Annotated in this window: 18 protein-coding genes; 9 read left to right on the forward strand and 9 right to left on the reverse strand. The window is 54.2% G+C overall.

Annotated features, from left to right (window positions below; genetic code table 11):
* Window positions 1–6: 6 nt before the first annotated feature.
* The 5 genes from hycE to hycA form a co-directional block, all read right to left on the reverse strand.
* The gene (gene hycE / locus FEK43_RS16150; protein WP_001288134.1) at window positions 7–1716 is read right to left on the reverse strand and encodes a formate hydrogenlyase subunit HycE; all 1710 of its coding nucleotides are present in this window, start codon (window positions 1714–1716) and stop codon (window positions 7–9) included.
* 17 nt (window positions 1717–1733) lie between these two features.
* Window positions 1734–2657 carry a formate hydrogenlyase subunit HycD gene (hycD, locus tag FEK43_RS16155; RefSeq protein WP_130207628.1) on the reverse strand — a complete coding sequence of 308 codons (924 nt, stop codon included), beginning with the start codon at window positions 2655–2657 and terminating at the stop codon, window positions 1734–1736.
* Between the two features lie 2 nt (window positions 2658–2659).
* Window positions 2660–4486 carry a formate hydrogenlyase subunit 3 gene (hycC, locus tag FEK43_RS16160; RefSeq protein ID WP_135407645.1) on the reverse strand — a complete coding sequence of 609 codons (1827 nt, stop codon included), beginning with the start codon at window positions 4484–4486 and terminating at the stop codon, window positions 2660–2662.
* Window positions 4483–5094, reverse strand: a complete 612-nt coding sequence (hycB, locus tag FEK43_RS16165; RefSeq protein ID WP_001079186.1) for a formate hydrogenlyase subunit HycB — start codon at window positions 5092–5094, stop codon at window positions 4483–4485. The genes hycC and hycB overlap by 4 nt, the downstream gene beginning before the upstream one ends.
* 124 nt (window positions 5095–5218) lie before the next feature.
* Entirely contained in the window at window positions 5219–5680 is a 462-nt protein-coding gene (gene hycA / locus FEK43_RS16170; RefSeq protein WP_130207632.1) for a formate hydrogenlyase regulator HycA, read from the reverse strand.
* 211 nt (window positions 5681–5891) lie between these two features.
* Between hycA and hypA the strand changes: the two genes are divergently transcribed.
* The 7 genes from hypA to FEK43_RS16205 all read left to right on the forward strand — a co-directional run bounded on the left by hypA (window position 5892) and on the right by FEK43_RS16205 (window position 12132).
* Window positions 5892–6242, forward strand: coding sequence for a hydrogenase maturation nickel metallochaperone HypA (gene hypA / locus FEK43_RS16175; RefSeq protein WP_130207634.1), 351 nt, complete (start codon window positions 5892–5894; stop codon window positions 6240–6242).
* A gap of 3 nt (window positions 6243–6245) precedes the next feature.
* The gene (gene hypB / locus FEK43_RS16180; RefSeq protein WP_135407647.1) at window positions 6246–7118 is read left to right on the forward strand and encodes a hydrogenase nickel incorporation protein HypB; all 873 of its coding nucleotides are present in this window, start codon (window positions 6246–6248) and stop codon (window positions 7116–7118) included.
* Window positions 7109–7381 carry a hydrogenase 3 maturation protein HypC gene (gene hypC / locus FEK43_RS16185; RefSeq protein WP_000334874.1) on the forward strand — a complete coding sequence of 91 codons (273 nt, stop codon included), beginning with the start codon at window positions 7109–7111 and terminating at the stop codon, window positions 7379–7381. Before hypB ends, hypC begins: the two co-directional genes overlap by 10 nt.
* Window positions 7381–8502, forward strand: coding sequence for a hydrogenase formation protein HypD (gene hypD / locus FEK43_RS16190; RefSeq protein ID WP_130207636.1), 1122 nt, complete (start codon window positions 7381–7383; stop codon window positions 8500–8502). The genes hypC and hypD overlap by 1 nt, the downstream gene beginning before the upstream one ends.
* A complete protein-coding gene (gene hypE, locus FEK43_RS16195; protein ID WP_130207638.1) occupies window positions 8499–9509 on the forward strand; it encodes a hydrogenase maturation carbamoyl dehydratase HypE in 1011 nt (336 codons plus the stop codon). The genes hypD and hypE overlap by 4 nt, the downstream gene beginning before the upstream one ends.
* Before the next feature lie 71 nt (window positions 9510–9580).
* Entirely contained in the window at window positions 9581–11659 is a 2079-nt protein-coding gene (gene flhA / locus FEK43_RS16200; protein ID WP_135407649.1) for a formate hydrogenlyase transcriptional activator FlhA, read from the forward strand.
* A 44-nt stretch (window positions 11660–11703) separates the two neighbouring features.
* The gene (locus FEK43_RS16205; protein WP_131162378.1) at window positions 11704–12132 is read left to right on the forward strand and encodes a TOBE domain-containing protein; all 429 of its coding nucleotides are present in this window, start codon (window positions 11704–11706) and stop codon (window positions 12130–12132) included.
* 40 nt (window positions 12133–12172) lie between these two features.
* On the opposite strand, the gene FEK43_RS16210 is transcribed toward FEK43_RS16205, so the two are convergent.
* Complete coding sequence (locus FEK43_RS16210) at window positions 12173–12517, reverse strand: nitrous oxide-stimulated promoter family protein (protein ID WP_130207644.1); 345 nt, start codon at window positions 12515–12517, stop codon at window positions 12173–12175.
* A gap of 286 nt (window positions 12518–12803) precedes the next feature.
* Between FEK43_RS16210 and mutS the strand changes: the two genes are divergently transcribed.
* Together mutS and pphB are read left to right on the forward strand one after the other, a co-directional pair.
* Window positions 12804–15365, forward strand: a complete 2562-nt coding sequence (mutS, locus tag FEK43_RS16220) for a DNA mismatch repair protein MutS (RefSeq protein WP_130207648.1) — start codon at window positions 12804–12806, stop codon at window positions 15363–15365.
* 105 nt (window positions 15366–15470) lie between these two features.
* Window positions 15471–16127, forward strand: coding sequence for a protein-serine/threonine phosphatase (pphB, locus tag FEK43_RS16225; protein WP_130207650.1), 657 nt, complete (start codon window positions 15471–15473; stop codon window positions 16125–16127).
* 40 nt (window positions 16128–16167) lie between these two features.
* Here the strand turns inward: pphB and FEK43_RS16230 are convergent, their stop codons facing one another.
* Genes FEK43_RS16230 through FEK43_RS16240 form a run of 3 tightly spaced genes read right to left on the reverse strand, consistent with a single transcriptional unit; the run spans window position 16168 to window position 18435 of the window.
* A complete protein-coding gene (locus FEK43_RS16230; RefSeq protein WP_130207652.1) occupies window positions 16168–16404 on the reverse strand; it encodes a non-oxidative hydroxyarylic acid decarboxylases subunit D in 237 nt (78 codons plus the stop codon).
* Window positions 16405–16414: 10 nt separating this feature from the next.
* Window positions 16415–17842 carry a non-oxidative hydroxyarylic acid decarboxylases subunit C gene (locus tag FEK43_RS16235; RefSeq protein WP_135407651.1) on the reverse strand — a complete coding sequence of 476 codons (1428 nt, stop codon included), beginning with the start codon at window positions 17840–17842 and terminating at the stop codon, window positions 16415–16417.
* Window positions 17842–18435, reverse strand: coding sequence for a non-oxidative hydroxyarylic acid decarboxylases subunit B (locus FEK43_RS16240; RefSeq protein WP_130221533.1), 594 nt, complete (start codon window positions 18433–18435; stop codon window positions 17842–17844). Before FEK43_RS16240 ends, FEK43_RS16235 begins: the two co-directional genes overlap by 1 nt.
* Window positions 18436–18568: the final 133 nt, after the last annotated feature.

Here is an 18568-nt window from a genome sequence, read left to right on the forward strand (position 1 = left end):
GATTCCTTATTTCAGCGGCGAGTTTTTACGCTCAATGCTGTAGCGCTCGAGTTCTTTATACGGCACCACTTTGCTCTTCTTCTTACGCACATCGACCACGGTCATGCGGTCGGTACAGGAGTAGCAAGGGTCCAGGCTACCGATAATCAGCGGCGCATCGGAAACAGTGTTGCCACGCAGCATGTAGCGCAGGGTCGGCCAGTTCGCGTAGGTCGCGGCACGGCAGCGCCAGCGGTACAGCTTCTGGTTGTCACCGGTCATGCTCCAGTGGATATCATCGCCGCGCGGCGCTTCGGCAAAGCCCAGCGCGAAACGGTGCGGAATGTAGGTAAAGCCTTCCACCATCAGCGGGCCGCCCGGTAGGTTATCCAGACCGTAGTCGATCATGTTCAGCGCGGTATAGACTTCGTTGATACGCACCTTCAGACGGGAAATAACGTCGCAGCCCTGCTCGCTGTGGACTTCCATTGGCAGCAGGCCATAACCAACAAACGGGTGATCGGCACGGGTATCGCGGGCGTGACCGCTGGCGCGGACCATCGGGCCAACGTTACTGAAATCGCGGGCAATTTCCGGGTCCAGACGACCAATGCCAACGGTGCGCTGTTCCATGTTCGGAGTGCTCAGCAGCACATCCACCAGCTCCTGCACTTCACGACGCATCTGCTGTGCCAGTTGACGGGTCTGGATCATGTCATCTTTCAGCAGATCGCGACGAATCCCGCCGATCAGGTTCAGGCCGTAAGTTTTACGCGCACCGGTAAGGATCTCCGCCATTTTCATTGAGGTTTCACGCACGCGGAAGAACTGCATAAAACCGGAGTCAAAGCCAGTGAAGTGGCAGGCCAGGCCGAGGTTCAGCAGGTGCGAGTGCAGGCGTTCCACCTCCAGCAGAATGGCGCGGATCATCTGCGCGCGTTCTGGCACCTGAATACCCATCGCGTTTTCCACTGACGTGGTGTAGGCGGTGCTGTGGGCGAAGCCGCAGATCCCGCACACACGGTCAGAGAGGAAGGTCACTTCGTTGTAACCCATGCGGGTTTCCGCCAGTTTTTCCATGCCGCGATGGACATAGAACAGGCGGTAGTCGGCGTCGATAATGTTTTCGCCATCGACGAACAGACGGAAGTGACCCGGTTCGTCAGAAGTGACGTGCAGCGGACCAATCGGCACGACATTGTTTTTCTTGTCGCCCAGTTCGTTGATGAACTCGTAGGTTTCAGCATCGGTGGTCGGTGCCGGACGTTGACGATAATCCATGCTGTCTTTACGCAGCGGGTAGAGTTCATCCGGCCAGTCATCCGGCAGCACCAGACGACGTTCATCCGGCAAACCAACCGGAATCAAACCGTACATATCGCGCACTTCGCGCTCGCCCCACACCGCCGCCGGAACGCGTGGCGTCACGGACGGATACTCCGGTTTGTTGGCGTCAACTTCAACGCGCACGGTTACCCAACACTTGGTGCCTTTCTCCATCGACAGCACGTAGTAAACGGCGTAATGACCGTTCAGTTTGCGTTCGTCGTTACCAAACAGCACCGACAGCCAGCCGCCCTGTTTGTAGTAGAGGAACTCCACCACTTCCGGCAGATAGTTCACCTTCACGGTGACAGTCAGCTGATCTTTGGTCTGCCAGGCGTGGTCCAGCACGACGCCCGGAAATGCCTCATTCAGCGCGGCGAGATAATGTTGACCTAATTTTTCTTCAGACATGCTCAAACTCTCTTTAATCACGCCGCCAGCAAGGAGACGAACGCTAAAAATGCAAAACCAAAACCAGCCCAGGTAATGCGCGGAGTAATATCAAGACGCAGACGGGCCATGCTGTTTTCGAATAGCGCGATAACCAGTACGCCGACCACCAGTTTGACGATGGCAATCACCAGCGCCAGCAGCAGCCCACCAGCGGTGAAGGTTTCCATTTGTCCCCACGGAATAAACACCCCGACGAACATCTGCAACACCACCAGCTGTTTCAGGCTGATACCCCATTTCATTACGCCAAAACCGCTACCGCTGTATTCAGAGAGCGGGCCTTCCTGCAACTCCTGCTCGGCTTCCGCCAGGTCGAACGGCAGTTTGCCCATTTCGATAAAAGTGGCGAATGCACAGGCACAAAGCGCCAGCACCAGCGGGATGCTCTGGCTCAGCGGCCAGTGATAAACGGTGTCGGTGATGTTGCTGATATTGGTGGAACCAGCAACCTGCGCGGCGACCCACAGACCAAGCAGCAGCATCGGTTCGACCAGCACGCCAAGCATCGCTTCACGGCTCGCGCCGATAGCGGTAAACGGGCTACCGGTATCCAGACCGGAAATGGCAAAGAAGAAACGCGCGATGGCGAAGAGATACAGTAAGGTGATCAAATCAGCCAGTTGCGGCAGCGGAGAACCAACGGTTACTACCGGCAGCGCAGTAGCGATAGTCAGCATGACACCCACCATCACATACGGCGTCAGGCGGAACACCCAGCCGGAGGCATCCGGGCCAACGCTCTGGCGGCCCAGCAGTTTGATAATGTCGCGATACTCCTGCAACACGCCCGGCCCGCGACGGTTATGCAGACGGGCGCGCGCCACGCGGGTTATACCGGAGAGCAGCGGCGCAACGGCAAATAACACCAGCGCCTGAATTAACGGATATAAAACACTCATTCTCAGGCTCCTCGTGAAACAATAATCACCACCAGTACCGCCAGTTCAACCAGCGCCATCCGGCGGAACAGCAACGCACTACCTTCGCACTGCCAGCCCGGCACCAGCGACACCGGATTCAGCCATTTGCGCAGTTTCAGCACTGGCGCAAACGCCTGTTTAACCGGCATGGCAAAACCGTGAGCGGTAATCACCATTGATTTTTCGTGGTCGTAGCCGCACACCCAGGCCGCGCCACGGGAACGTGACGGCAGACGGTCGCCTTTGCAAATCGCCATGATGATGAATGGCAGCAGCGGGCAGGCAATCAGCAGCAGTGTGATCATCGGTTGAGAAACGGTGGTGTTGGCGGGTTCCAGCGGCAGAGGTACAGCAGCCGACAGCATCGGCAGCAGCCACGGCGCAGCAACACCGCCAATTACGCAGCAAATCGCCAGTGCCACCACGCTGACGCTCATCAGGAGCGGCGCACAGGTGGCGTTTTCGGCTTCTTTGGTACGCGGCGCACCAAGGAACGTGACGCCATAGACTTTCGCCATACACATCACCGCCAGCGCACCGGTAATTGCCAGACCCACAGCGAGCAGCGGCCCCAGCAGACGGGCAACAAACGCGCCACTATTGCTCAGTTTGAAGAAGGATTGATAGATAACCCATTCCCCGGCAAAACCGTTCAGCGGCGGCAGCGCAGCCATTGCCATCAGTCCGACTAACATAGCGATGGAGATAACCGGCATTTTCTTGCCAATACCACCGAGTTTTTCGATATCGCGATGACCGGTACGGAACCAGACGCTCCCGGCCCCGAGGAACAGTACGCTTTTGAACAGGCTATGGTTAAGCAGATGGTACAGACCACCGACCAGACCAAGGGCAATCAGCGCCGGTTGTTCAAGCGCGATACCCGTTACGCCAGCGCCCAGCCCCAGCAGGATAATGCCGATATTTTCCAGGGTGTGGTAAGCCAGCAGACGCTGGATGTTGTGCTCCATCAACGCATACAGACCGCCGACGAACGCGGTGATCATGCCGAGCACCAGCAGCGCGATCCCCCACCACAGCGGCGCGTTACCACCCAGCAGCGACAGGGTTAAAATGCCCAGCAGGCCAATTTTCATCACCACCGTAGAAAACAGCGCGGCAGCTGGCGCAGAGGCGTTAGCATGTGCCTGCGGCACCCAGCCGTGCAGAGGAATAATCCCGGCCAACAGGCCAAAGCCAATCACACCGAGCAGCCAGATATCGGAACCGAGCGGCAGTTGCTGCACACGCATATCCAGCAGGCGCAGATCCAGCGTGCCGTAACGCTGCCAGACCAGCCAGCAGGCAATCGCCAGCAGCAAAGTACCAAGACGCCCCAGCGCAAACCACAGTTTGCCCTCTTTACTGTTGCTGGTGAGGAACACCGCGCACAGGGCCATGATTTCTGCCATCACGACTAACATGCCCAGGTTGCTGGCGATGACGGCACAGACGGCCGCAGCCATCAACATATTGATCTGCAAGCCGTTGCACTTCACCTGCGCGTGGCGATGCCAGTCAATGTTGTAGAGGTTGACAAACAGACCGCACAGGCCGAGCGTAATCAGCCAAATCGCGTTAAGCGGAGAGATTTGCACATCGTAGCTTATCAGTGACAGCGCACCGCTCACGCCAACCGCGCCAGTCAGCACGGTGAAACCTGCCGCTGCGGTGTACAGGCTACCAACCGCGCCGCCAATTCCGGCAATCCAGCCGCTTAGTGCCTTATGAAAAGAAAAGAGAAATGCCAGAACAGCGGCGGCGGCAAACCACGCCACGCCGCTATTGATCAGGGAAATTGCGCTCATTTAGCCTCTCCACTTTGAGCCTGCTGAAACAAGGTGAGATCGCCAAAGTCCGTGTTAAAGGTCAGCTCACGCTTACGTTTGCTAACGCGGGCGATATCGGTGTTATCCACCAGGTGCAGGGCTTTGGTCGGGCACATCCGCACGCAGGCCGGACCTTGTTCATCAAAGCTACAAAGGTCACATTTGACGGCGATCGCGCGAATACCTGGCACCCAGTCAAGCAGCGTGCTGACACGCGCCGGAGCAGGCGGTGCCGGTGGCGCTTTCGGGGTATTGGCATTTGCAGGAATATCCAGCGGACGGCTGCCGGAAAATTCGATTGCGCCGAACGGACAGGCAATGCCGCACAGTTTGCAGCTTACGCACAGGCTTTCATTCAGCTGCACGGCCCCATCAACACGAGTGATAGCATTAACCGGGCAGACCACCGCACAGGGCGCATCTTCACAGTGGTGACAGAGCTGCGGCGCAGATTCTTTTTCATTTAGCATCACTCTCAGGCGCGGCATTGATTGCAGGCCGTGCTGGCGATGCGTCTCTGAACAGGCGGCCTCACAGGTGTGGCAGCCGATACAGAGCGTGGAGTCAGCAATTACAAAACGATTCACCGGGCATTCCTCAGGTGATTGTCATTTTTGACGAAAACATGCCGATGAAATGTCATTTTCGACACTCATCGACACGCCCATCCCCAAACAGGCATGATGCCTGCAAACCGGACAAAGCCTCAGCTCATGCTGCTGAGCTTTGTCCCTTTACCAGTTGGCTTAAATTCACCGGCGTATTGTTCTCAATGGCGGTGTATAAGTTGTCGTAAACACCAGCGATTTTTTCGAGATAGTGTTCCAGAACCTGTTCGCGATTGCGGATGTTGACCTTGCCATCAATCATGCCGTCAATGCTTAACTGAGCCTGTGCAATCAGCTGCTTGTCTTCGCCGTCTTTCGTTTCGACGTAGTACTCGATGGTGTGGCTGTTAAAACCATCCGCCAGGGTGACGTAAATGCGAAAATGTTCAAAAAGTACGAAACAGAGTTCTTTATCTGGCGCGCAACTCATGGCGTGGTGCAGACGCGCTTTTGATAACGTGATCCCCTGAACCAGCGAATTGCAGTAGATATGCCACTGGTCCTGTAGGCGACGATGCCGCTGTGCGATGTAATCGGCTTTCTCGCTTATTTCCCAAATAGTCATTGTCAGGTTACCCGTTTAACAGAGATGCCAGCCTTAAGCATTTTTTGTGCCAATTTTTAATTCATTGTTATTTATATACTTTTCATAATACAGCCGACTTTCGACGCCATGACGACGTGTCATTTCGACATCATCGACATTGTTCACATCAGGGATAATCAACACTGGCATAATTATTGCTTGTCACGGGCAACAGTTAATGGGAGGCGATATGCACGAAATAACCCTCTGCCAGCGGGCACTGGAATTGATCGAACAGCAGGCCATACAGCACGGCGCAAAACGCGTAACTGCGGTCTGGCTCAAAATTGGCGCATTTTCTTGTGTCGAAACCAGCTCTCTTGCCTTTTGTTTTGATCTGGTTTGCCGCGGCAGCGTGGCAGAAGGTTGTAAACTGCACCTCGAAGAACAAGAGGCCGAGTGCTGGTGTGAAACATGCCAGCAGTATGTAACGCTACTGACCCAGCGCGTCCGCCGCTGTCCACAGTGTCATGGCGACATGCTGCGCATTGTGGCAGACGACGGTTTACAGATTCGGCGGATAGAAATAGACCAGGAGTGAGCGATGTGTACAACATGCGGTTGCGGTGAAGGCAACCTGTATATCGAGGGTGATGAACATAACCCTCATTCCGCGTTTCGTAGCGCGCCATTTGCCCCGGCGGCACGGCCGAAGATGAAAATCACCGGCATTAAAGCGCCTGAATTTACCCCGAGCCAGACCGAAGAAGGCGACCTGCATTATGGTCACGGCGAAGCTGGCACTCATGCACCGGGTATGAGCCAGCGTCGGATGCTGGAAGTCGAAATTGACGTGCTGGACAAAAACAACCGTCTGGCTGAACGCAACCGCGCGCGCTTTGCTGCCCGCAATCAGTTGGTACTCAACCTGGTTTCCAGCCCTGGTTCCGGTAAAACCACCCTGCTGACGGAAACTTTAATACGCCTGAAAGATAGCGTTCCGTGTGCGGTGATTGAAGGCGACCAGCAAACCGTGAACGATGCAGCCCGCATTCGCGCTACCGGCACACCAGCTATTCAGGTGAATACCGGTAAAGGCTGCCATCTCGATGCACAGATGATCGCTGATGCCGCACCGCGCCTGCCACTGGACGATAACGGTATTCTGTTTATCGAAAACGTTGGCAACCTGGTATGCCCGGCCAGCTTCGATCTCGGTGAAAAACACAAAGTGGCGGTGCTTTCCGTTACCGAAGGTGAAGACAAACCGCTGAAATATCCACATATGTTTGCCGCCGCCTCACTGATGCTGCTCAACAAAGTTGACTTGCTGCCGTATCTCAACTTTGACGTTGAGAAGTGCATCGCCTGCGCCCGCGAAGTGAATCCAGAAATTGAAATCATCCTTATTTCCGCCACCAGCGGCGAAGGGATGGACCAGTGGCTGAACTGGCTGGAGGCACAGCGATGTGCATAGGCGTTCCTGGCCAGATTCGCACCATTGACGGCAACCTGGCGAAAGTCGACGTCTGCGGCATTCAGCGCGATGTTGATTTAACGCTAGTCGGCAGCTGCGATGAAAACGGTCAGCCACGCGTGGGCCAGTGGGTACTGGTTCACGTTGGCTTTGCCATGAGCGTAATTAATGAAGCCGAAGCGCGTGACACTCTCGACGCCTTACAAAATATGTTTGATGTTGAGCCGGATGTCGGTGCGCTGTTGTATGGCGAGGAAAAATAATGCGTTTTGTTGATGAATATCGCGCGCCGGAACAGGTGATGCAGTTAATTGAGCATCTGCGCGAACGTGCTTCACATCTTTCATACACCGCCGAACGCCCTCTGCGGATTATGGAAGTGTGCGGCGGTCATACCCACGCCATCTTTAAATTCGGCCTCGACCAGTTACTGCCGGAAAACGTTGAGTTTATCCACGGACCTGGTTGCCCGGTGTGCGTTCTGCCGATGGGCAGAATCGACACCTGCGTGGAGATTGCCAGCCATCCGGAAGTCATCTTCTGTACCTTTGGCGACGCCATGCGCGTACCGGGGAAACAGGGGTCGTTGTTGCAGGCAAAAGCACGCGGTGCTGATGTGCGCATCGTCTACTCGCCAATGGATGCGTTGAAACTGGCGCAGGAGAACCCAACTCGTAAAGTGGTGTTCTTCGGCTTAGGGTTTGAAACCACCATGCCGACCACTGCCATCACTCTGCAACAGGCAAAAGCCCGCGATGTGCAGAATTTTTACTTCTTCTGCCAGCACATTACGCTGATCCCCACGCTGCGCAGTTTGCTGGAACAGCCGGACAATGGCATCGACGCGTTCCTCGCGCCGGGCCACGTCAGTATGGTAATTGGCACCGACGCCTATAATTTTATCGCCAGCGATTTTCATCGTCCTCTGGTGGTCGCTGGTTTCGAACCTCTTGATCTACTGCAAGGCGTGGTGATGCTGGTAGAGCAGAAAATAGCGGCCCACAGCAAGGTAGAGAATCAGTACCGGCGAGTGGTGCCAGATGCGGGTAATTTGCTGGCACAACAGGCGATTGCTGACGTCTTCTGCGTCAATGGCGACAGCGAATGGCGCGGCTTAGGCGTGATTGAATCGTCTGGTGTGCACCTGACGCCGGATTATCAACGATTCGATGCCGAAGCACATTTCCGCCCAGCACCGCAGCAGGTTTGCGATGACCCGCGCGCACGTTGTGGTGAAGTATTGACCGGCAAATGTAAGCCGCATCAATGCCCGCTGTTTGGTAACACCTGTAATCCTCAAACCGCGTTCGGCGCACTTATGGTTTCCTCCGAAGGAGCATGTGCCGCATGGTATCAGTATCGTCAGCAGGAGAGTGAAGTGTGAACAATATCCAACTCGCCCACGGCAGCGGCGGCCAGGCGATGCAGCAATTAATCAACAGCCTGTTTATGGAAGCCTTTGCCAATCCGTGGCTGGCAGAACAGGAAGATCAGGCACGTCTTGACCTGGCGCAATTAATGGCAGAAGGCGATCGTCTTGCCTTCTCCACTGACAGCTACGTCATCGACCCGCTGTTCTTCCCTGGCGGTAATATCGGCAAGCTGGCGATTTGCGGCACGGCCAATGACGTTGCGGTCAGCGGCGCTATTCCGCGCTATCTCTCCTGTGGATTTATCCTCGAAGAAGGATTGCCGATGGAGACGCTGAAAGCCGTGGTTACCAGCATGGCAGAAACCGCCCGCGCGGCAGGCATCGCCATCGTCACTGGCGATACTAAAGTGGTACAGCGTGGGGCGGCAGATAAACTGTTTATCAACACCGCAGGCATGGGCGCAATTCCGGCGAATATTCACTGGGGAGCACAGACGCTAACCGCAGGCGATGTGTTGCTGGTTAGCGGTACGCTCGGCGACCACGGGGCGACTATCCTTAACCTGCGCGAGCAGCTGGGGCTGGACGGCGAACTGGTCAGCGACTGCGCGGTACTGACGCCACTGATTCAGACGCTGCGCGACATTCCCGGCGTGAAAGCGCTGCGCGATGCTACCCGTGGTGGAGTGAACGCGGTAGTTCATGAGTTCGCGGCAGCCTGCGGTTGCGGTATTGAACTTTCAGAAGCAGCGCTGCCGGTTAAACCTGCCGTGCGTGGCGTTTGCGAGCTGCTGGGTCTTGATGCCCTTAACTTTGCCAACGAAGGTAAGCTGGTGATTGCTGTAGAGCGTAACGCGGCAGAGCAAGTGCTGGCGGCGCTGCGTTCCCACCCACTGGGACAAGATGCAGCATTAATTGGCGAAGTGGTTGAGCGTAAAGGTGTTCGTCTCGCTGGACTTTATGGCGTGAAACGAACTCTCGACCTACCACACGCCGAACCGCTACCTCGTATATGCTAATAAAAATCTAGCCCCTGGAATTTGTCATTTACCTTTTGCACCGCTTAGCGGTGCTTTCCTGGAAGAACAACATGTCGTATACACCGATGAGTGATCTCGGGCAACAAGGGTTGTTCGACATCACTCGGACACTATTGCAGCAGCCCGATCTGGCCTCGCTGTGTGAGGCTCTTTCGCAACTGGTAAAGCGTTCTGCGCTCGCCGACAACGCAGCTATTGTGTTGTGGCAAGCGCAGACTCAACGTGCGACTTATTACGCGTCGCGTGACAAAGACAATCCCATTAAATACGAAGACGAAACCATTCTGGCACATGGTCCGGTGCGCAGCATTTTATCGCGCCCTGACACACTGCACTGCAGCTACGAAGAATTTTGTGACACCTGGCCGCAACTGGCTACGAGTGGGCTATACCCCAAATTTGGTCACTATTGCCTGATGCCGCAGGCCGCGGAAGGACATATTTTTGGCGGTTGTGAATTTATTCGTTATGACGATCGCCCGTGGAGCGAAAAAGAGTTCAATCGACTGCAAACATTTACGCAGATTGTTTCTGTTGTCAGCGAGCAAATTCAGAGCCGCGTCATCAACAATGTCGACTACGAACTGCTATGCCGGGAACGGGATAACTTCCGCATCCTGGTTGCCATCACCAACGCGGTACTTTCTCGCCTGGACATGGACGAGCTGGTCAGCGAAGTGGCTAAAGAAATCCACTACTACTTCGATATCGACGATATCAGTATCGTTTTACGCAGCCACCGCAAAAACAAACTCAACGTTTACTCCACTCACTATCTCGATAAACAGCATCCCACTCACGAACAAAGTGAAGTTGATGAGGCCGGAACCCTCACCGAGCGCGTATTTAAAAGCAAAGAGATGCTGCTGCTTAATCTCCACGAGCGAGACGATTTAGCCCCCTACGAACGCATGTTGTTCGACACCTGGGGCAACCAGATCCAGACGCTGTGCCTGCTACCGTTGATGTCTGGCAACACCATGCTGGGCGTGCTGAAACTGGCGCAGTGCGAAGAGAAAACCTTTACCACCACTAACCTGAGTTTGCTGCGCCAGATTGCGGAACGTGTGGCGATTGCCGTGGATAACGCCCTCGCCTATCAGGAAATCCACCGTCTGAAAGAGCGCCTGGTTGACGAAAACCTTGCTCTGACCGAACAGCTCAATAATGTGGATAGCGAATTTGGCGAGATTATTGGTCGCAGCGAAGCCATGTATAGCGTGCTCAAGCAGGTTGAGATGGTAGCGCAAAGCGACAGTACCGTACTCATTCTCGGTGAAACGGGGACGGGTAAGGAACTGATTGCCCGCGCGATCCACAATCTTAGCAACCGCAATGGTCGGCGAATGGTGAAGATGAACTGCGCCGCCATGCCTGCGGGATTACTGGAAAGTGACCTGTTTGGTCATGAGCGTGGTGCCTTTACTGGTGCCAGCGCTCAGCGCATTGGTCGTTTTGAACTGGCGGATAAAAGCTCGCTGTTCCTCGATGAAGTGGGCGATATGCCGCTGGAGTTACAGCCGAAGTTGCTGCGCGTATTGCAGGAACAGGAGTTTGAACGCCTCGGGAGCAATAAAATCATTCAGACGGACGTGCGTTTAATCGCCGCGACTAACCGCGATCTGAAAAAAATGGTCGCCGACCGCGAGTTCCGTAGCGATCTCTACTACCGCCTGAACGTCTTCCCGATTCATCTGCCGCCGCTGCGCGAGCGCCCGGAAGATATTCCGCTGCTGGCTAAAGCCTTTACATTTAAAATTGCCCGCCGCCTGGGTCGTAATATTGACAGCATTCCTGCCGAGACTCTACGCGCATTGAGCAATATGGAATGGCCAGGTAACGTGCGCGAACTGGAAAACGTCATTGAGCGCGCGGTGTTGCTGACACGAGGTAACGTTCTACAACTCTCTTTACCCGATATCCCTCTGTCAGAACCTGAAACACCACCGGCCGCGACGGTCGTCGCCCAGGAAGGCGAGGATGAATATCAACTGATTGTCCGCGTATTAAAAGAGACTAATGGCGTGGTTGCCGGGCCAAAAGGCGCTGCACAACGTCTGGGGTTAAAACGCACCACTCTGCTGTCACGGATGAAGCGGCTGGGGATAGATAAAGCGGCATTGGTTTAACAGATGTGGTTATACTCGATCAACATTCAATGAAAGGAGGCAGTATGGCAGTTTCAGCAAGAAATCAATTAACCGGAACAGTTAGCGCAGTCGCAATGGGCGCGGTGAATGATGAAGTAGAACTGACGCTGGCAGGTGGCGCAAAGCTGGTAGCGGTTGTTACCCACAGTAGCCAGCAAGCCCTGGGGCTGGCAAAAGGGAAAGAAGCGATTGCCCTGATTAAAGCCCCGTGGGTAACGCTGGCAACGGAAGACTGTGGACTGAAATTCTCTGCTCGCAACCAGTTTGCTGGCAGCGTTTCGAAAATCACCGAAGGCGCAGTGAATGCCACTGTCCATATCAAAACAGATGCGGGTTTTGAAGTTGTGGCAGTGGTAACCAATGAAAGCCAGGATGAAATGAAACTCACCACAGGATCGCGCGTTATTGCATTGATCAAGGCATCAGCAATCCTGATTGCGACCAAAGCGTAAGCGCCGTATTTGCCGGAGAGAATAAATTCCTCCGGCAAATTTATTTCTTCCGGCGATATTTTTCCGGCAGTTCTGGCACTGGACGTTTATCATCAATCAGATGACGCACGGTTAAGATCGGATGACGCCACAGCATTCTCGGCCCCGCCCACCGCATAATCTGCTTCATCTCTTCACGCTTCGCAGGCTGGTAACAGTGCACCGGACACTGTTTACAGGCCGGTTTCTCTTCGCCAAACACACATTTATCCAGCCGTTTTTGCGCGTAAGCAAACAGCGCATCGTAATGCTCCGGCTCCGCTGACGCCTGCGGGCATTTCGCTTGATAAAGATCGATCATTTTTTTAATCGTCAGTTTTTCACGAGAGATACGCTTGCCGGACATGCTGCCTCCATACTCTTAAGGTGCATTTATATTACAACTTAATTTTAAAGGGGACTATGGCTCTGAAGGAGGAGGTTTCTTCAACCGATGTAATTTTGCGATCTTGTTTCATAGTCATCACGCAAAAGCTGCAAAGCAGCATTTTTCGCGGAACCGGCATCAAGAACTGACCTTTCGCGTCTTCCCCTGAAATGATTAACTCCGGTATCATGTGCGCCTTATGTGATTACAACGAAAATAAAAACCATCACACTACATTTAACATCAGGGAACCGGATCTAATTCCATGAGTGTAATAGAAAATTTCGACGCCCATACGCCTATGATGCAGCAGTATCTCAAGCTGAAAGCCCAGCATCCTGAGATCCTGCTGTTCTACCGGATGGGTGACTTTTACGAGCTATTTTATGACGACGCAAAACGGGCGTCGCAGCTGCTGGATATTTCGCTGACCAAACGCGGCGCGTCTGCGGGCGAGCCGATCCCGATGGCGGGTATCCCCTACCATGCAGTGGAAAACTATCTCGCCAAACTGGTGAATCAGGGCGAGTCCGTCGCTATATGCGAACAGATTGGCGATCCTGCAACCAGCAAAGGGCCGGTTGAGCGCAAGGTTGTCCGTATCGTCACGCCGGGGACTATCAGTGATGAAGCCCTGTTGCAAGAGCGCCAGGATAACCTGCTGGCGGCTATCTGGCAGGACAGCAAAGGTTTTGGCTATGCGACGCTGGATATCAGCTCCGGGCGTTTTCGTCTGAGCGAACCGGCTGACCGCGAAACGATGGCGGCAGAGCTGCAACGCACCAATCCGGCAGAGCTGCTGTATGCAGAAGATTTCGCCGAGATGTCGCTGATTGAAGGTCGTCGCGGCCTGCGTCGTCGCCCGCTGTGGGAGTTTGAAATCGACACCGCGCGCCAGCAGTTGAACCTGCAATTTGGCACTCGTGATCTGATTGGTTTCGGCGTCGAGAACGCGCCACGCGGGCTTTGTGCTGCCGGTTGCCTGTTGCAGTATGCGAAAGATACCCAACGTACGACTCTGCCGCATATTCGTTCTATCACCATGGAACGTGAGCAGGACAGCATCATTATGGATGCCGCGACGCGCCGTAATCTGGAAATTACCCAGAACCTGGCGGGCGGTGCGGAAAATACTCTGGCTTCTGTGCTTGATTGCACCGTCACGCCGATGGGTAGCCGTATGCTGAAACGCTGGCTTCATATGCCTGTGCGCGACACCCGTGTATTGCTTGAGCGCCAGCAAACTATTGGCGCATTGCAGGATTTCACCGCTGAGTTACAGCCTGTGCTGCGTCAGGTGGGCGACCTGGAACGTATTCTGGCACGCCTGGCGTTGCGTACTGCTCGCCCGCGCGATCTGGCTCGTATGCGCCACGCCTTCCAGCAACTGCCGGAACTGCGCGCGCAGTTAGAAACTGTCGATAGTGCACCGGTACAGGCGCTACGTGAGAAGATGGGCGAGTTTGCCGAGCTGCGCGATCTGCTGGAGCGCGCAATCATCGACACGCCGCCGGTCTTGGTACGCGACGGTGGTGTTATCGCACCAGGCTATAACGAAGAACTGGATGAGTGGCGGGCGCTGGCTGACGGCGCGACCGATTATCTGGAGCGTCTGGAAATCCGCGAGCGTGAACGTACCGGCCTGGACACGCTGAAAGTCGGCTTTAACGCGGTTCATGGTTATTACATTCAGATCAGCCGTGGGCAAAGCCATCTGGCGCCAATCAACTATATGCGCCGCCAGACGCTGAAAAACGCTGAACGTTACATTATTCCAGAGCTGAAAGAGTACGAAGACAAAGTCCTCACTTCAAAAGGCAAAGCACTAGCACTGGAAAAACAGCTTTATGAAGAGTTGTTCGACCTGCTGTTGCCGCATCTGGAAGCGCTGCAACAGAGCGCGAGCGCGCTGGCAGAACTCGACGTGCTGGTGAACCTGGCAGAGCGGGCCTATACCCTGAACTACACCTGCCCGACCTTTATTGATAAACCTGGCATTCGCATTACCGAAGGCCGCCATCCGGTGGTTGAACAGGTACTGAATGAGCCGTTTATCGCTAACCCGCTAAATCTGTCGCCACAGCGTCGGATGTTGATTATTACCGGTCCGAACATGGGCGGTAAAAGTACCTATATGCGCCAGACCGCACTGATTGCGCTGATGGCCTATATCGGCAGCTATGTACCGGCACAAAAAGTCGAGATTGGCCCGATTGACCGTATCTTTACCCGTGTGGGCGCGGCGGACGATCTGGCATCCGGGCGTTCAACCTTTATGGTGGAGATGACCGAAACCGCTAATATTCTGCATAACGCCACCGAGTACAGTCTGGTGTTGATGGATGAGATTGGACGCGGGACGTCCACTTACGATGGTCTGTCACTGGCATGGGCGTGCGCGGAAAATCTGGCGAATAAGATTAAGGCATTGACGCTGTTTGCCACCCACTACTTCGAGCTGACTCAACTACCGGAGAAAATGGAAGGCGTCGCTAACGTGCACCTCGATGCGCTGGAGCACGGCGACACCATCGCCTTTATGCACAGCGTGCAGGACGGCGCGGCGAGCAAAAGCTACGGCCTGGCGGTTGCTGCGCTGGCAGGCGTGCCGAAAGAGGTGATCAAACGCGCGCGGCAAAAACTGCGCGAGCTGGAAAGCATTTCACCGAATGCCGCCGCTACGCAGGTGGATGGTACGCAAATGTCTTTGCTATCAGTACCAGAAGAAACTTCGCCTGCGGTCGAAGCTCTGGAAAATCTTGATCCAGATTCACTCACCCCGCGTCAGGCGTTAGAGTGGATTTATCGGTTGAAAAGTTTGGTGTAAAAATAATTCCCGATAGTCTTTTGCTATCGGGAATATTAACGACAACTGACAAATCAAATAAAAATACCCTGTATAATAGTAGATATTATTTTACAGGGTAAAACCATGCCATCTACACGCTATCAAAAAATCAATGCCCATCACTATCGCCATATATGGGCCGTTGGTGATATTCATGGGGATTATCAATTATTACAATCCCGTTTACATCAATTATCATTTTGCACTGAAACAGACTTACTTATTTCCGTCGGCGATAACATTGATCGTGGGCCGGAGAGTCTTAATGTGTTGCGCCTGTTAAACCAGCCCTGGTTTAACACCGTAAAAGGCAACCACGAAGCGATGGCGCTTGATGCGTTCGCTACAGGTGATGGTAATATGTGGTTAGCCAGCGGCGGTGACTGGTTTTTCGATTTAAATGATACGGAACAACAAGAGGCAATAAATCTGTTACTGAAATTCCATCAGCTCCCGCATATTATTGAAATCACTAACGACATAATAAAATATGTCATCGCACATGCAGATTATCCGGGAAATGAATATCTCTTTGGCAAAGAAATAGCGGAAAGCGAATTACTCTGGCCTGTTGATCGTGTGCAGAAATCGCTTAATGGCGAGTTAGAAGAAATCAACGGCGCTGACTATTTTATATTTGGACATATGATGTTTGATAACATTCAGACGTTCGCTAACCAGATTTACATTGATACCGGATCGCCGAAAAGCGGACGCCTGTCGTTTTATAAAATTAAATAACGTAGCCGGGTAAAGTAAATCCTCTACCCGGCATTTTTTATTAACGCTTATCTGTCGCCAGCAGCGGCGGAATGCTCGGTACCATCGGCGCGTCATCAATATCTTTTTGCGTCATACGGAACGCCTCCGGATAATGTTCACGGCTGGTGCGGCGAAGCGGTTCGGTATCGCGCCAGGTATAAAGGCAATGCTGGCACTGGTAGACCGTCCAGACATCTTTCACCGGCGATTTCGCCATCACTTCAATCTGTTCATCGGCACAACGTGGACAAATCATCTTCTTCTCCTTATTTACGTGCGGCCAGCATAGCGGTCAGTTTTTCAGCCCAGGCTTTAGTTTCCGGTAAATCCACCACCGGCTGGCTGTAGTGACCACGGTTGTCCGGGGCGACAGGCGTGGTGGCGTCGATAATCAGCTTGTCGGTGATCCCCGCCGGACTTGAGCCTGGGTCGAGTTCCAGCACTGACATATTTGGCAACTGCACCAGGTCGCCCGCCGGGTTCACTTTCGACGAGAGCGCCCACATCACCTGCGGCAGATTGAACGGATCAACGTCTTCATCGACCATAATCACCATCTTCACATAGCCCAGACCGTGCGGCGTGGTCATCGCACGCAGGCCCACCGCGCGGGCAAAGCCGCCGTAGCGTTTTTTGGTGGAGATTATCGCCAGCAGGCCGTGGGTGTACATGGCGTTCACCGCCTGCACTTCCGGGAACTCGGCTTTCAGTTGTTGATACAGCGGTACGCAGGTGGCTGGCCCCATCAGGTAGTCGATTTCGGTCCACGGCATGCCGAGGTACAGCGATTCGAAAATCGGCCTGGTGCGGTAAGAGACTTTATCGATGCGCACCACGGTCATGTTACGCCCGCCGGAGTAGTGTCCGGTAAACTCACCGAACGGCCCTTCGATTTCGCGTTTACGGCTTTCGATGACCCCTTCGAGGATCACTTCTGAACCCCACGGCACATCAAAACCGGTCAGCGGGGCGGTGGCGATCGGGTACGGGCTTTCACGCAGCGCGCCTGCCATTTCATACTCAGACTGATCGTATTTCAGCGGCGTGGCCCCCATCAGCGTGATGATCGGATCGTTACCGAGCGTGATGGCTATCGGCAGATCTTCACCGCGCTCTTCTGCTTTATGTAGATGCAGGGCGATATCGTGCATCGGCACCGGTTGCAGGCCGAGCTTTCGCTTGCCCTTCACTTCCATGCGGTAGATGCCGACGTTCTGCTTGCCGAAGTTATCCGGGTCGAGCGGATCGCGGGAAACCACGCACGCTTTGTCGAGATAGAAACCGCCATCGCCATCGTTTAAACGAAACAGCGGCAGGATATCGAACAGGTTGATCTCGTCGCCATCAACGGTATTCTGCGCCCAAGCTGGATTGGCGCGGCGCTCCGGGGCAATCGGGAAGTTATCCCAGCGGCGGATAAACTCATCAATCTGCTTTTTGACCGGCGTATTTGGCGGTAGGCCGAGGGAAATCGCGTGGTTCTGCCAGGACCCGATGGTGTTCATCGCCACACGCGCATCGGTAAAACCACGAATATTATCAAACCACAGCGCGGGTGCGCCGTCGCCGATACGCCCGGTGGCGTTGGCAGCAGCGGCCAGATCTGGCTCAGCGTTAACCTCTTCACTGATTTTCAGCAATTGCCCCTGGTCGTCAAGTGCCTGTAAAAAGCTGCGTAAATCATCAAAAGCCATTATTCATTCTCCAGAGAAAAACTCCCGGACTGCGGCAATCCTTGCCAGCGCCTGGCTTGAGGATGTTCGAGGCCAAACTGATCCATCACGCGGGCAACCACGTGGTGGACAATGTCATCTACCGTTTCGGGATGGTTATAGAAGGCAGGCATGGGCGGTATCATCGCCACGCCCATACGGGAAAGCGCGAGCATATTTTCAAGGTGGATAGTACTGAGCGGCATTTCACGCGGCACCAGCACCAGCTTGCGCCCTTCTTTGAGAACAACATCAGCTGCGCGCCCCACCAGCCCATCGGCATAGCCAGCACGAATACCAGCCAGCGTCTTCATGCTGCACGGAATAACGATCATGCCATCGGTACGAAAGGAACCTGAGGAGATAGTCGCCGCCTGATCCGCCGGGTTATGGCAATAGTCTGCCAGGGCCGCGACATCGTGGACGCTGTAGGGCGTTTCCAGTTCAATGGTGGTTTTCGCCCACTTCGACATCACAAGATGTGTTTCAACACCGGGCATCTTCTTTAGTGCTTGCAGTAATGCCACACCAAGAGGCGCACCTGTAGCCCCAGTCATCCCGACGATCAGTCTCATTTTTTACTCCCTTAATTGTTCGTACACGAACGTTATTATTAACATACCCTTCTATTCACGTAGCGGCAAGTGCGGAAAAGTAACAACATCTTCTTCGTCACTAAAAAACCGCTATGATAACGGCAGAGAATTA

Source organism: Escherichia sp. E2562 (assembly GCF_005781075.1).
Lineage (GTDB): Bacteria > Pseudomonadota > Gammaproteobacteria > Enterobacterales > Enterobacteriaceae > Escherichia.

Coding starts and splice junctions, on each gene's coding strand:
- FEK43_RS16205 (WP_131162378.1), top strand. CDS start 11,704: ATGGCAGTTTCAGCAAGAAATCAATTAACCGGAACAGTTAGCGCAGTC.
- hycA (WP_130207632.1), bottom strand. CDS start 5,680: ATGACTATTTGGGAAATAAGCGAGAAAGCCGATTACATCGCACAGCGG.
- FEK43_RS16240 (WP_130221533.1), bottom strand. CDS start 18,435: ATGAGACTGATCGTCGGGATGACTGGGGCTACAGGTGCGCCTCTTGGT.
- hycE (WP_001288134.1), bottom strand. CDS start 1,716: ATGTCTGAAGAAAAATTAGGTCAACATTATCTCGCCGCGCTGAATGAG.
- hypC (WP_000334874.1), top strand. CDS start 7,109: ATGTGCATAGGCGTTCCTGGCCAGATTCGCACCATTGACGGCAACCTG.
- hycC (WP_135407645.1), bottom strand. CDS start 4,486: ATGAGCGCAATTTCCCTGATCAATAGCGGCGTGGCGTGGTTTGCCGCC.
- hypD (WP_130207636.1), top strand. CDS start 7,381: ATGCGTTTTGTTGATGAATATCGCGCGCCGGAACAGGTGATGCAGTTA.
- FEK43_RS16210 (WP_130207644.1), bottom strand. CDS start 12,517: ATGTCCGGCAAGCGTATCTCTCGTGAAAAACTGACGATTAAAAAAATG.
- FEK43_RS16235 (WP_135407651.1), bottom strand. CDS start 17,842: ATGGCTTTTGATGATTTACGCAGCTTTTTACAGGCACTTGACGACCAG.
- hypA (WP_130207634.1), top strand. CDS start 5,892: ATGCACGAAATAACCCTCTGCCAGCGGGCACTGGAATTGATCGAACAG.
- mutS (WP_130207648.1), top strand. CDS start 12,804: ATGAGTGTAATAGAAAATTTCGACGCCCATACGCCTATGATGCAGCAG.
- flhA (WP_135407649.1), top strand. CDS start 9,581: ATGTCGTATACACCGATGAGTGATCTCGGGCAACAAGGGTTGTTCGAC.
- FEK43_RS16230 (WP_130207652.1), bottom strand. CDS start 16,404: ATGATTTGTCCACGTTGTGCCGATGAACAGATTGAAGTGATGGCGAAA.
- pphB (WP_130207650.1), top strand. CDS start 15,471: ATGCCATCTACACGCTATCAAAAAATCAATGCCCATCACTATCGCCAT.
- hycD (WP_130207628.1), bottom strand. CDS start 2,657: ATGAGTGTTTTATATCCGTTAATTCAGGCGCTGGTGTTATTTGCCGTT.
- hypB (WP_135407647.1), top strand. CDS start 6,246: ATGTGTACAACATGCGGTTGCGGTGAAGGCAACCTGTATATCGAGGGT.